This is a genomic window from Lysobacter firmicutimachus, from assembly GCF_037027445.1.
Classification (GTDB): domain Bacteria; phylum Pseudomonadota; class Gammaproteobacteria; order Xanthomonadales; family Xanthomonadaceae; genus Lysobacter; species Lysobacter firmicutimachus.
Genome location: NZ_JBANDL010000002.1, coordinates 3,252,997 through 3,267,342, shown reverse-complemented (window position 1 = coordinate 3,267,342; position 14,346 = coordinate 3,252,997). Strand labels below are relative to the sequence as shown.

At 60.4% G+C, this 14,346-nt stretch carries 2 protein-coding genes; both read left to right on the top strand.

The annotated features are described in order from the left end of the window. Positions 1-20: 20 nt before the first annotated feature. Positions 21-1,718 carry a ShlB/FhaC/HecB family hemolysin secretion/activation protein gene (locus V2J18_RS14200; RefSeq protein ID WP_079248386.1) on the top strand — a complete coding sequence of 566 codons (1,698 nt, stop codon included), beginning with the start codon at positions 21-23 and terminating at the stop codon, positions 1,716-1,718. Positions 1,719-1,767: 49 nt separating this feature from the next. Further along, positions 1,768-14,247, top strand: a complete 12,480-nt coding sequence (locus tag V2J18_RS14195; protein WP_336132078.1) for a C80 family cysteine peptidase — start codon at positions 1,768-1,770, stop codon at positions 14,245-14,247. Positions 14,248-14,346: the final 99 nt, after the last annotated feature.

The window sequence follows — 14,346 nt, the reverse complement described above, 5'->3', positions numbered from 1 at the left end:
CAGATGGACTCGAGGCTCACATGATTCCTTCTAGGCGAAAATTCCAAACAAAGGTCCGTGCATTGGTGATTGGCGGAATCTGGCTGCTGCCAGTGCCGATCTGCTATGCGCAATCGCACGGCATGGCGCCTCCCAATGAACTCGATGCGGTGCGCAACCGCCTTGAACGGCAACGCCTGGAAGAGAACATCCAGCGGCAACTGGACGAGGAGAAAAAGCGGCCTGTGCCGGAGACGTCCCAGCGTCAGGGAACTGCAAGCGAAGGTGGGGCGGCCTTCCTAATAACCAAAATCATCGTGATTGGAGATCCGGAGGCATCGGCAGCTAGAGATAAGGTACTGGCGCGCTATGAAAACACCCGCATGGGCGCAGGTGAGATGCTGGCCTTGGTCCGAGATCTGACGAACTATTACGGTCAAATGGGCTATGTGACCACTACGGTCACTTTGAATCGGCAAAACATAAAGTCGGGCCTGTTGCAAGTTCAGGTGAACTGGGGGCAGGTGCAGGGCTGGCGAATCGATGGCGCTCCGGCGCGAACCTGGCGACAACGCTTGTTGCTGGCGACGCTGCCGAAAACGACCGGACGCAAACTCAATATACGCGACATCGATCAATCCGTAGAGATTCTTAACGGAGGCTTGGGCGCAGCGACGATCGATATCGTGCCGGCGGAAACGCTTTCGTATTCGTATCTGAATATCGCGCAGCGACGTTCGAAGCCCTGGGGCTTCAGTGTAGGGCTCGATAACTCCGGAACCGGAGATCATGACGCCGGGCGCTATCGCGTGAATGCCGAACTGATGTTCAAAGGGGCGGGTAGCGACTTCTGGGGCGTTAGCTACGGTCAGCGCTACTTTCGCGAAGGCCCGGACCAGGAAAAAAATTGGAGCGCGTACGGCACCGTGCCGTTGGGCTACTGGGACTTCGAACTGCGTCACACCCGATCGGAATACAAAAGACTTATCGGCGGGAATTTCGGGCGCTATTTGTCGAGCGGCCGTTCCGAAGACAATAGCCTAAAGGTCGAACGGGTTTTCGGTCGAGAGCAGACCGGCAAGTACACTTTTTTCGCGCGGCTCGCCCAGCGCAGCAACGAAAACTTCATCGACGGCTATCGGCTCGACGTCAACAGTCGCAAGTACACCGATATCTCGTTGGGCCTGACTCGCGTCGGAAAACTCGCCGGTGGCGTCTACTACCTGGATGTCGCCTATGGAAAAGGATTGAGCTGGCTGGGCGCGAACGACACTCAGCCCGATGTGCGTGGCATCCGGCCGGCGCTGTACGACAAAATATCGGGAAATTTCAGTTGGTCGCGTTCTTGGCAAGGGCGCGCGGCCTTCAACTACGCCGCGCGTGGGGGCTGGCAGTACGGCGACGGGCCTCTTCTGGCGGCCAACAAAATGACCCTGGGCGACGAATTCACCGTGCGCGGATTCAAGGGCGGCACGGTGTATGGCGACAGCGGCGCATATCTGTCGAACACTTTGGAACTGCCTCTCGCAAAAGGACGCTTGACACCCTTCGTCGGTTTCGATTTAGGCGTCGCCAAGGATCGCGGCCGCCCATCCGAGCGTCTATCGGGCGCGGTAATCGGAATCAGAGGGCAAACCGCAATGACCAGATGGTCGCTGTCTTATGCCAAACCCGTGGATCGGCCCAAGGGCTATCCGGACGAGGCGGTCGTGTATATGACCGCAAATTTGAAATTCTAATCGAATCCCGTGCAAGACGGACCGAAAGCATGCTCATACCAGGTGATATATGAACGCCAAGCTCTACCGCCTCATTTTCGACATCCGAACCGGTGCCCTGATTCCCGTCGCGGAAATAACCTGCGGCGCGAAGAAATCGCCCCAGAGTTCGGCCGGAGGGGCTGGGCGGGCCTTCGTTCCGCGCGCTCTGTGCCTAATGCTGGCGCTGGCTTGCCACTTGCCGGGGAGCGTGCTCGCGCAGGCGACGCCAGACCAAACTGCTGGCGCATCCGCGCCGTCGGTATCAAACACCGCGAACGGCACCGCGTTGATCAATATCGTTGATCCTAACGCGAGCGGACTGTCGCACAACAAGTTCACGCGGTTCGACGTTTCCGCTCCCGGCGTCGTCTTCAACAATAGCCAGGCGGATGGGGTTTCGAAGATCGGCGGGTACACGATCAATAATCCGAATCTGTCCAGGCCCGCAAATGCGATTCTGGCAGAAGTCACCGGTAATGAAGCATCGCGCATTAGCGGCGCATTGGAAGTATTTGGCAAGTCGGCGGATCTGCTCATCGCTAATCAGAACGGCCTTTACGTCAACGGCCTGTCCACGATTAATGCCAATAGCCTGCTTCTGACCACGGGCAGGCCGATTCAGGCCGGCGCTGGGTTCGAAGTCGGCGGTGGGCAGGTCAATATCGCGGGCCCAGTCAACACGACCGGACTGCGATTCTTCGACGTTGTCGCCAGGAGCATCGAGCTCAATGGCGCCGTCGCAGGCGACGCGCAACTGAAGTTTGCAGCGGGTTTGAACGCGTACGACGTCGGGACGCGCGAAGTGCGCAAACTAGCGGATGGCGCGGTCGAAGGCGCGCCGCAATACGCCATCAGCGGCTCGGCGGTGGGTGCGATGCACGGCTCGGCGGTGCAGTTGATCAGCACCGAATCGGGTCTTGGGGTTCGTCACGCCGGAACAATCACGTCCAGCGGCGATATTCACATCTCTTCCGATGGGGCCCTTGTCGTCGAGCGTGGCGCGACCGTCGCTGCCGATGCGGGTGTGCAGGTAAGCGCGGCCGGCTTGGTGAATAGCGGGCGGATCGAGAGCGTGCAGAACGCCGGCTTCGTCCTGGGTAGCTTGGACAACGCGGATACCGGTCAAGTGAGGGCCGGTGCGGCGTTGAATGTGCGTGCTGGCAGCGTGACCAATACGGGCGTGGTCAGCGGCGTGGATGCCCTGTCGCTTTCGGCTTCGGGCCAGGTGGACAATCGAGGTCAGTTGCTGTCCCAAGGCGATTTGAGCCTGAGCGCGGCGCAGATGCTGAATCACGGCGCGCTTGCGCAGGTGTACGGCGGCGTGCGTTCCAGCTTGAATGTGGGCGGCGACCTCGTCAATTCCGATCAGGCCGTGTGGGGCGGTGGCGACGTGACCCTGAGCGCCGGCGGCGCACTGCGCAATGACGGGGCGACTATATCTGGAGCGAAAGTGGATATGCGCTCTGGAGCCGGTGTTTACAACGATAGCGGCGCCTCGGTAGAAGCCAGCGATCGTTTGGACATCAATAGCGACGGTACGTTGAACAACATCGGAGGGAGTCGCATCCTGGCCGACAAGACCGCGACCGTCGCCGCTACAGCAGGGGTCGTCAACGAAGGTGGTTCGTCTATCGCCTCTTCGGGCGAACTCGTTGTCGCCAGCCGAGAGGGCGCGGTGAGCAATAGCGGAAGGGCGAAGCTGTTCGGCGCCAAGGCGGCGACGGTTTCTGCCAAGTCCGGCGTCACCAATTTCGATCAGGCTACGATAGGCTCGCTTGGGGCGCTCGCGATCACGTCAGGTGCGGGTGTGCGAAACAGCAATGGTTCCGGCATCGTGGCGGACAGCGTATCGATTACCGCGACGGGCGAACTCTACAATCAAGCGGCCGAAATCAGCGCGACTAAGAACGTAAGCGCGACGGCGGGTTCAATAGAAAATCGAGAGAAGGGTACGGTCTCGGCGACGTACATTGACCTGAAGAGCGCTGGCTCGATCACGAACGCAGAAGGCGCAATAATCGCGGCGGGCGAGTCCACCAGTCTGGATGGTGGCGAAATCGTCAACGATCAGGCGACTTTGCAATCGGCCGGAAACGCTCAATTTCGAGCGGCGCGCGACATCACCAATACGGGCGGAACGATCGCCGCGACCGATCGGATTTCCATTGCTGCTCGGGCGTTGCGTAATAACAGTCGCGGTACTGTTGCGGCCGGCAACTTGGATATTGCGGCGGCCCGAGTCGATAACACCGGGCCCGGCAGCGCGTTGCAGGCGGCCGATGGGCTGAGCGTGACGGCGGACCTCATTCATAACAGCGGTGAGCTGAGCGCCGACCGAGTTATGGCTAAGGCTGCTCAACTGACTAATAGCGGTCGCATCGCGGCGAGCACTGATGCCAAGCTCAGCGCCGCCGCACTGGACAATCAAACGCAAGGGACTATCGAAGCTGGCCAGGACGCGACGTTGGACGCCGGCTCGTACGCCAATACCGGCAAGATCGTCAGCGGTCGCAACGCCGAGCTGACCCTTCGCGGCGGCGGGGACTTCCGCCTGACCGGCACGACGCTGGCCCCTTCGGCCCATGGCGCCTTGACCCTGAACGTTGGTCGCTACAGCGCGGACCGGGATCTGGAGAACATCGGCGATATACGCATCAATGCGGCCGGCGACATCGACCTCGATAACGGTCTCCTCTCGGGCGGCGATATCGCATTGAACTCGGCCGGCGACATCCGGAACCGCTCCTTGTTGTGGGCGAAGGGCGATATCCAGTTGCGCAGCGACGAGCTGCGGAACGAGTCGGGCGCCGAGATCGAGGCGTTGCGCGATGTCAAGATCGATGCCCGGGCGGTGACGAATGCCGCGGGCGGTCGTATCGTCGCTAAGCGCGATATCGCCATCGACGCCGAGCGGCTACAGAACGAAGTGACCAGTTCGGGCGGGGTGAAAGTCACTGGGGAGTCGAGAGGTAGAAAGGAGCATATCGACTACCATAATGCCATCCGCAAAGACAAGTACGAACTTTCTATCGGTCAGACCTACAACGGCACTTTCGTCGACAAAGGGAAGGGGCTAGAGACGTTGGGCTCCGATATTAAGGTTACGGCTCAAGGCGTCATCGAAGCCGGTGGAGAGATGCGCTTGAATCAAGCCGCGCAGAAAGGCAAGGCTGCGACGGTCAAAAACAGCGGCCAGATCCTGTCTGGTAACGATCTGCATGTGGGCGGAACCGTCGAGAACATCGGCGTGATGCGTCAGGTGAGCTTGCAGGAGTATCTGCAGCGCGAGACTTACATCGAAATTAAGGTGAAAGCGCTGGAGCAGCGGGGAAACAAGGAATTCAATAGCCTTTGGGAACTGCTCGACAATATCTACTCCAAGGAATGGAGCGAGGGTCTCGGCATCGCTGGGATTAATTGGGACTCGCGCGAGGTGAATTATGCGATCCAGCAGTTCGAAGATATTCCGGTCTACAATCAGCTGCTATCCAAGGTTTTCGGACCGGATTGGAGGGCCGTAGACTACGATACGCTGATTGAGCGCTGGAATGCGTTCAAGGGAAATGTCGCAAGCAAGGATCCGCTGAAGTTTACGGCCGATAAGCCGGCGACCATTGCGGCCGGCGGCAGCGTTCTGCACGCCGATGGCAGTGGGGCCTTCATCAATGGCGACGGCGCCAAGCGCGAAAACAATAAGCCGTTAACTGTCTCCGTCGGGTCCCGGCAAGTGGAGACGGTGGAAGGCAACTTCGCCGTGGCGGTCAATCTGGGCGAGTTGATCCAATCCTTGCGGCCGGCGGATGTGTGGAAAAACGCGCTGAGCGGGGTCGGAGCCAAGAAGTTCGTTCCCAATCGCGCGCAGAGTCCCGACAAGGCCGCCAAGTCCGATCCGGGCATCTATCCGCTTTATGAAACGCGACTGCCGTTCATCGATCAAAGCCAGTTCTACGGTTCGGAGTATTTTTTCCAGCAAGTCGGATACAACCCGGGCCGCACGATCAGCGTGATTGGCGACAACTATTTGATCAACGAGCTGATCAACCAGCAGGTCAAGCGGCTGACCGGCGGATTCCTCAATTCCTACTACCATTCCAATGGCCTGCGTCTGGCCCAACAGCTGCTGTTCAATGCCGGCCAGGTCGACGACGCTATCGGCTTGACGGTCGGGGTCGAGCCGACCCGGGCGCAGCTGGACAAACTTGATCGCGATATCGTCTGGCTGGTCGCGACGCAGGTCGACGGTCAAGACGTGCTAGTGCCGACGCTATATCTGGCATCGAAGACGTTGACGGCGATCAAGGAAGGGCGTGCCGATGGCGTAGCCGGCGTTTCCGCAGGCAAGGACGTACGCATCAGCGCTGACGCCGGCGGTGTTTCGAACGTCAACGGTTCGATATCTGCGCGTGGTAATGTGAAGATCGATTCCACGTCGACGGTCGACAACGCGTCGGGCATGGGGTTGGATGGCGGAATTCGCGCGGGTAGGAAGATCGAAATTTCCGCGAAGGGCGACGTCACCAATGTGGGCGCCTCGATTGCGGCGGCCGATGTGGCGGTCAAGACAGAAGGCTCGTTCGCCAGCCAGGCCCGAACTACCTACAACGACAAGGGCGACTTGATCGTCGCGGACAAGGGCGCTGTCGATGCCACGGGCCGAGTGTCTATTCAGGCGGACAAAGACATTAAGTTGCAAGCGGCACGGATAACCGGCAAGGATATCGAGCTGACGGCGGGCAACGATGTCCTGACCAGCGATATCCACGAGGTTGAATCCCGGCTTCAGCATAAGACCGGCAGTGCTGGTTTCCTTGGTCTTGGCTCCTCCAGCGAAACCACCAAGACGGTGAGCGCGATCGCTCAGGGCACCCAAATCGTCGCGAGCGGAGAAGGCAGCACGCTCAAGGTTGAGGCCGGTCGGGATATAGCGCTGGAAGGAGGCGAATACGCGGCCGACCAGGGCACCTTCAAGGCCGGACGGAATTCGACGGCGAAGACGTCGCAAGACTACAGTCATACCGAAACTAAGGTCGTCAAAGAAGGTCTGGTGGTGGGCGTGCAGGGAGGTATCGGCGGCTATGGCGCGGGCGCCGAGTGGGGCCTGGATGGCCCCAAGGTCGCCGTGGCGACGCCGCAGAACCAGTCTGCGGGCAGTGATAAGGTGATAACCGGAGAGCTGGGCAGTGCCCGGATCGGCTACGAGCGTGTAGAGGAAACGACCACGCACGATACGGTCAAGAATCGCAATGCCAAGTTTAACTTCGGATCCAAACTCGATGTGATCGCCGGCGGCACCGCTGATTTGGGCGGCGCCGATATACGCGCGGTAAAGGGCGAGGGAGACAATCGTGTCAACGGCGATATCTCCATCGTCGCGGCCGACGTCAAGACCACGAAGTACGAGGACGTGGACGAGCGTAGCACCCAAACCAAAAATACTTTCGCCGGTCTGAGCAGCTCGGTTCAAAGCTCGGTGGCCGACACAGTCGGAAAATCGATGACGTTGGCGAACAAGACCAAGGAGGGCATGGAAGTCGACCCCGGTCTGACCGCACTCCAGGCGGCTGGCGATGCGACCAACCTGGCGTTCAATGATCTTGCCGCCTCTTCCACGAAAGTAGGGATCAGGCACGAAGAAACTACGTCGAAGTCTTCGACCCGAAGCGAGAACACCAGCTCGATCGTCGGCAATATCAAGATCAAGAGCACTCAGGGTGATATCGCCTTGAGTGGCGTCACTTTGGATGGCGGAAAAGGGTCGGTGGAGTTGGACTCGGCTCGCGATATCAAGCTGGGCGCTGCCAAGACCACCACGCATTCGGAAAGTACGACTCAGTCTCACGATGTTACTCTGCTCGAAGCCAGCGCGTCGGTGGCGCCGGGCGGCGCCGGGATTGGCTTGTCTACGGGCTATCAGGGCAGTATCGACAAGACGGTCGAATCCGGTGCCAGCTATTCCCATACCCAAGTAAATGGTGGCTCGGTCACGCTGAAGTCCAAGCGCGATACCGCGCTGGTGGGCGCAACGGTCGAGGCGGACGATGTCACGCTCGATGTCGGCCGCAATCTGAAGGTCGAGTCTGTCCAAGACACCAGCCAGATGCGGCACGAGACCGGCAACTGGGGCGCTACCGTGGGCGCGGCCGTGACGACGCAGAGCATCGTCGCACCCACGTTCTCGGTGAACGGCGGCGGCGGGGCGGACTACGACAACAGCGCGCTGACCAATACCCAGTCGGGGATCAAGGCATCGAAAAACCTGGTGGCTAAGGTCGGTGGCAACGTTCATCTCAAAGGTGGGCATCTGGTCGACGAGAACGGCGGCGGAAGTCTCGACGTCGCTGGGCGCATCGTGGCCGAAGAATTGCAGGACTCACGGCATAAGGACGGCGGCAGCGGCGGCGGCGGCGGAGGTATCAGCAAAACCGGTTTGGCGTCGGTCGACCTGTCGATCGAGCGCGTCGATCAAGTGCACTACGAGGCCACTCAGCATGCGACATTGGCAGGCTTAAGCGTCAACGCGGCCGGCGGCACTCGAGGCAGGGTCAATACAGACGCTGGAAAGCTCGAAACCGTCACCGAAGATAGGAAAATCGCCGGAAACTCCGCCGGCATCACCATCGGCGTGGGCGACGTAAAAGAATCACTGGGAAAGAAGATCGGCTCTTCGGATAGCGGAAAGAGCGGCGCGTCGGACGGAAGTCGCTCTTCGCGCAAAGCGGACGATGCAGCGACTGCTCCGCGCAAACCCGAAGCCGAATCGGTAGCTGCGAAACCGGACGGCACTACGAGCCCTGCTCAGGACGACGGTCGTTCTCAGTCGGTCGCCGGCGATGCTTCGTTGCAGGTGCAACTGCCGCGCGTGGCCGAAAGCACCGATACCCGCGGCGGCGACCGAGGTCGCATCGGATTGGCCGACAATCAGCGGGCGGGCCGCACGAATCCGGCAGTGGTTCCCAATGCGCCGAGCAGGTCCAGCGGCGAATCTGTTGCTACGAAGCCGGACGGGGTTGCCAGCCCTGCTGTTGGTGACGGCCGTTCTCGATCGGCCGCTGGCGATGCTCTATCGCGGACGCAGGCGCCGCGCGCGGCCGAGAGCGCCGACGGTGCCGGCGGCAGTGAGCGAGGCCGAGGCAGGGTGGGTAACGACCAGGAGACGGGACGCACGAATCTGGCAGAAGTGCCCGATTCGCCGAACGGCCGTGCCGTAGATGGCGCCGATACCGAGGTAGCGCAGTCGGACGCTGCGCGTTCGGTGGTAGCGAATGGAGATGATCGACAGGGGCCTGAGGTGGAAGCGGGCCGTTCGCAATCGCTGACGACGGTGAACAAGGACTCCGCTGACGCGGCCAAGCCGACGGACAAATACGATCAGCGCGTGATCGTGCAGTTGGAGTCCGACGCGACCAGCGAGGCGTCCGCGAAGCGGATCTTCGACAAGCATCCGGATAATAGCGTGTTGATCAAGCGCGACGCGCTGGGCAACCACGCCGTAGTGGAAGGCGAGCTACGTGCCGAAGGCGGCCGGACCAAGCTCGAGCTGGTCGGCCACGGCGATGGCGCCGGAGACGGAGCGGGCAGCACGCGTCTGGCCGGACTGGACGCAGCCGGGCTGGCGCAGGAAGTTGCAGGGCTGCGCGACGAGCTGTCGCAAGGTGGTCGGGCGCAGGTGGACCTGGCCAAGGTGAATACCGTGGGCTGCGATACCGGCAGCTGCACCCGTCCGGGTTTGGCGCAGGACGTGGGCCAAGACCTGCAGGCGCGTGGCATCGATGTGCCGGTCAAGGGCTACGATGGCCGTGTTGGGCTGACCGAGACCGGGCACAAACGTCCGGTTGAAGAGGGCGGGCTGGGCCGTAATCGTCGCGGTGACGGCCGGACCGATGCCGATGGCGGGCAAAAAGTGCTTAGCGACGATGTGGTGAGAAACGAATTGGACCGTTACCGTTCGAGCGTGCCCGACGCCGAACTGGCCAAATTGAAGCAACGGCTGGGCGCGGTTCAGACTAAGGAGTTCGAGAAGGCCGCTGTCGATAGGGAGCGAGCGGAGGTTCTTGCTTCGATGCTGGAAGGCGCACCGCAATCTTCGATCGATAAGGCCCCAAAGGCCAAGGCTAAGGAGCGCTTGGAACAAGAGTGGAAGTCGTTGACCGCCGAAATCAAGAGTTTGGCGGAAAGCGAGAATTCCGAACAAGCATGGAGTCGGATCCTAGAGAGCCATCAGAAAAAGCTGTCCGACGATGATGCGTTCAAAACGCTGAAGTCTCGGGTCGACGCTTTGGTGTCGAATGACTTCCAGAAGAAGGCTTCGCAGCGGGAATTGGCTGCGATTTCGCACGATCTGCAAAAATCCGTTGCGGAGTTCCAGAAACCGACCAATCCGGCGCCGCGGGATATGGCTCGGGTGCCCACCGAGGTGATGACCAACTGGATGTCCGGGGTACAGCAGACGATCAGCGAACTGCCGTCTGGTCCGGCTCGCAAGTCATTGGAAGGATTGTTGGCCGACGCAGAAAGTCAGTGGCTTAAGCACGACCTAAAAACTGGCGACGTACGGTCGATGTTGGAGAAGGCAGTGACGTCTCTGGGCAGTGGCGAGGTTCCGCAAGGCCGGAAGCTCAAGGATCTGGCTGCGCGCTTGGATGGCGAACTTGCTGAATACGGCCGGGATCAGCAGCCGCCGGCGACGCGCCTATTCGACAACGTTTACGGGCGCACCTTCGAGACTGCGATGGTCGATCATCTCGTGCGCAATCCACCCGAGGACGTCAAGCGGTCTATGGAGCAGTTCGGAGCCGCGCTGTGGAAGTCCATCGCCGAAAAGGAAAGCGACCGCAACTTCGATAGAGCAATCGAGACCTTGCGTAGCACGCTCGACAAGAGCGATAACCGGCGCTTCTGGATGGCCGAGTTCGAAAAGAAGAATCCGGAGTACAAAGAGTTTCTTTCGCTCACGTCTCCGGCGGATCCGGATGCGTATGACAAGGTGGTGGCGCGCCGTAAGGAGCTATTGAAGACGATTCTGAACAAGCCGGTTCAGGACGGCTTGGACGTCATCGCTCGCCCGTTCTTGGCAGTCAAATTGGCCACCGAACTTAAAAGTGGCAGTAGCGGGAGTATCGAGTTGCCCGGCGTGAGGACGGCGAACGACAACTACGGGGCTATTCAGTCCTCGGTTGGACGGGTCGATCCGGGCAATATCCTCAAGATTGGCCAGCGTTCCACGCAGCTTGCCGCAAATGCCGCGCCGCCGGACATTCGCGAGAAGGTAATACCCTCGGGCCGCATGGCGGGTATTACGTTGGCCCATCAACCGCCAGCGGCTGGTACGTCCGCCGATGGAGGCTCCTCCAAGCGGCCGACTCTCAGTAACGAACCGATCTATCCGGATAGCGAGCGCTTGAGGGAGTTGTCGGGCGCGCACAAGAGCGAAAAGCCGACTACCGCGGCCATGCTCGAACTGGAAAATGGCATTCCATTCGGTTCGGGGGTGTCGGGCTCGACCAACCTGATCGTCCATATGGTGGATGCAGCCAACAAGAAGGGCGCACAGATCGATCCTCGTCACGCGATGCTGGCCGCCGGAATGTTCCTCACCTACGACGGCGGGCACTCGTTGCACGAAATGCTGTGGACGCTGAACCAGACCGAAGGCAAGGCGAAGCACGGCATCCTCAACGGGCATCAAACTGTCGAGCCGGACGCTTCGAAGTTCAAAGCGGACTACCAAGCCTATTTCGACGGTTTCAAGAACGATCCCAAGACGAAGGCGTTGTTGGATCAGGCGGTTAAACGCGGGTTCGATGCGATGCGCGACTTGCGCAGGGAGCGAGTGTGCTGCGATCCGTTCGCTCCGGCGGAACGACCCGAAGACGCCGGCAAGCGGACGGGCGGCGCCTCGAAACCTACGGACAAGTACGACCAGCGTGTGCTCGTAAATTTGCAGCCAGGCGACGCGATCAGCGTGCAGTCGGCGCGGCGCGCGTTCGAAAAGCACCCGGATAACAGTGTGCTGATGGAGCGCGACGCGCAAGGCAACCATGTCGTCGTGGCCGGCAAGCTGCACCCCGACGGCGGCCGGACCAAACTCGAACTGTTCGGCCATGGCGATGGTGCCGGAGGCGGCACGAGCAGCAAGCGTTTGGCTGGGCTGGACGCGGCTGGATTGGTGCAGGAAGTGACCGGACTGCGCGACGAGTTGTCGCAAGACGGTCGCGCGCCGGTGGACTTGGCCAAGGTGAATACCGTGGGCTGTGATACCGGCAGTTGCACCCGTCCGGGTTTGGCGCAGGATGTGGGCCGAGGCCTGCAAGCGCGCGGCATCGATGTGCCGGTCAAGGGCTACGATGGTCGTGTGGGTCTGAATGATGGCGGGCAAAAGCGTCGGGTCGAGACCGGCGGACTGGGCAGGCCGAGCGATACGTCGGCTGACGAGTCCGACCGAGGCGGCGACGCGAGCGCGTCTGCGCCGCCGCTGGCCGCAGGTCTGCCGCCGCCGCCGCCGCCGTCGAGCGGGGCGGACTTTGCGAAGTTGATGGCAGATGCTGCCAGCAAAAAGAAAGCGGAAGCGGCCGCGACGAAGCGGGAGGCGGAAAAGCAGGGAATGACGGGACTGACGGACAATGACGCTGCATTGATACGGACGTATTCCGGTCAGAGCTACTCGCCTATCAATAAGTTCCTGCGCGGACAAGAGAATACGTCGGCGTTGAGAGATATGCTGCTGTCGAAGGGCTATTTGGATGACAACGATACTCCCCTTAATTCAGCCGAATTTGAAAGTGCAGCGCGCGCGTTCTTGGGGGATATGACACGGGCGATGCTGAAGCTGCCGCCGCCGCAGGGGCTGGAGGTCACGTATCGTGGTTTGGCTTTGGATACGGCTGGACTGGAGGGTTTGAAGCGCTCTTACATGAGTGAGGGAAGTATTGTTACCTCGGAATCTTTTCTGAGCACCTCGCCGAGTAAATCGTGGATTAATGACACCATTTTGGTAATCGATTTGCCGCCGGGGCACGCTGCACGTGATATAGGGGCGGTCGCCGCGTTTAAGGGCGAAGACGAGGTGTTGATGCCGCCGGGAACGAAGTTGCGCATCGATGAAGTACTTGTTCCCGGGAACCCGAAATTCATGGAAAAGCGTGAATCGTTACCGTTATCGGATACTTCTAAAGGCAAGAAGGATGGAATAAAGCGAATCATCAAGGTCACGGCGCTTCCGTATGACGCGAGCAGTTTCCCCGACAGCGTTGGACAAGCCCCTAAGGTGGAGGCGGAAGGTTCGCAATCGCTTGTGAAGGCAGGTGCTGGCTTTGCGAGCGCTTCGAAACCGGCGGAAGGGCGTGGTCAGCGCGCTCCCGATCGGGTCGGAGCGCCGAAGACGACGCAAGTGGCATTCGGCCGTGGTGTTTCCAGCCCTGCGCGTCCGGAGCCCTTGCAGCGGGGCACGGGTATCGGCGGCGGTGCGGGCACGGGCGTTTCTTACCCGCCGCTGAAGTCGAAGACCGGTGCGGGTACGACTGAAACCGGGCACAAACGCCCGGCCGAAAGTGGGTCGAGCGCGAGCGCACCGAAAGACCGTGCGATCATCAAGCAGGTCGAGCGGGAATTCGTGACTCCGCAGCATCGGCTGGCGATCGAAGAGGCCTCGCGCCAAGGCAACTTTGCGATCAGTTTCAGAGCGGCCGGCCCGGCTACGCTGGCGGCTCTTGAAAAAGGCGCTGCAGCGAAAGGACACGACATCCTCGAAAAAACTATCAAATCGTCGTCGATGGCGAAGGCTTATGGGGAAAACTCTCCTGAAATGCAGAAAGTGCGCGATGCCGGAATCGAAGGCTACGTAGGCCATTGGGACAAGAACGGAAAACTCAAAGGGATCTATCTCAGCAGCGAACACGGCCTTGGCGACGCGGTCGATGGCAATGTCTATCCTATCGACATGGATCGGCTGGAAGAATCGTTGAGCGCGCTCAAGAAAAAGGCGAATTGGCAGGCGCTGCCGTTCACCGGAGACTACGACGCGCACGACATGCTGACGTTCCGCGGGGCGGGCCGGCCGCATACGCCGTTGGTCGGGTCCAAAACCGAACGCTCGATCATGGGTGGAATCAATCGATCGGTTGCCGCAGTCGACAAGAATCGTCCCGTCGAGGCCATCGAGCACAACGTGATTCGGCACGGTCCGCAAGTGAACTTTTCCAGCTACATGCTCAAAAACGAAGCTGGCAAAGTCAAAAAGGATGGAGGGCTTCTGGGCGTGGTGGCTAGGCCGGGTGAGTTTCCGGTAGCGATGGTGGACCGCGGCAAATGGTCGATCATCAACGATGCCAACGAACTGGCCGAGTACTACAAGAGCGTCGGCGCTCAGGTGAAGGAAACCTGGAACCCCGATGGGGTTAGGACGTTCAAGGATTCGGCGACCAGGCCCGGTGTCGTGAACTATGGCCGTAGCGACGATAAGACCGCCAAGCCCGCTGTTCCGAAAGCCCAGAAACCAACTACTGGCAAATGAGGATGTTGCGCGCGTGCGACTCGGGAAGGCCGGGTCGCAACGCGCGATGCCTCCCTCTATCGTCGAGCAGTAGTAGGAGATGCCGCTGCTCCTTGGGGC

Excerpts from the sequence above, each read along its gene's own strand:
- V2J18_RS14200 (WP_079248386.1), top strand. The coding sequence starts at position 21 with ATGATTCCTTCTAGGCGAAAATTCCAAACAAAGGTCCGTGCATTGGTG.
- V2J18_RS14195 (WP_336132078.1), top strand. The coding sequence starts at position 1,768 with ATGAACGCCAAGCTCTACCGCCTCATTTTCGACATCCGAACCGGTGCC.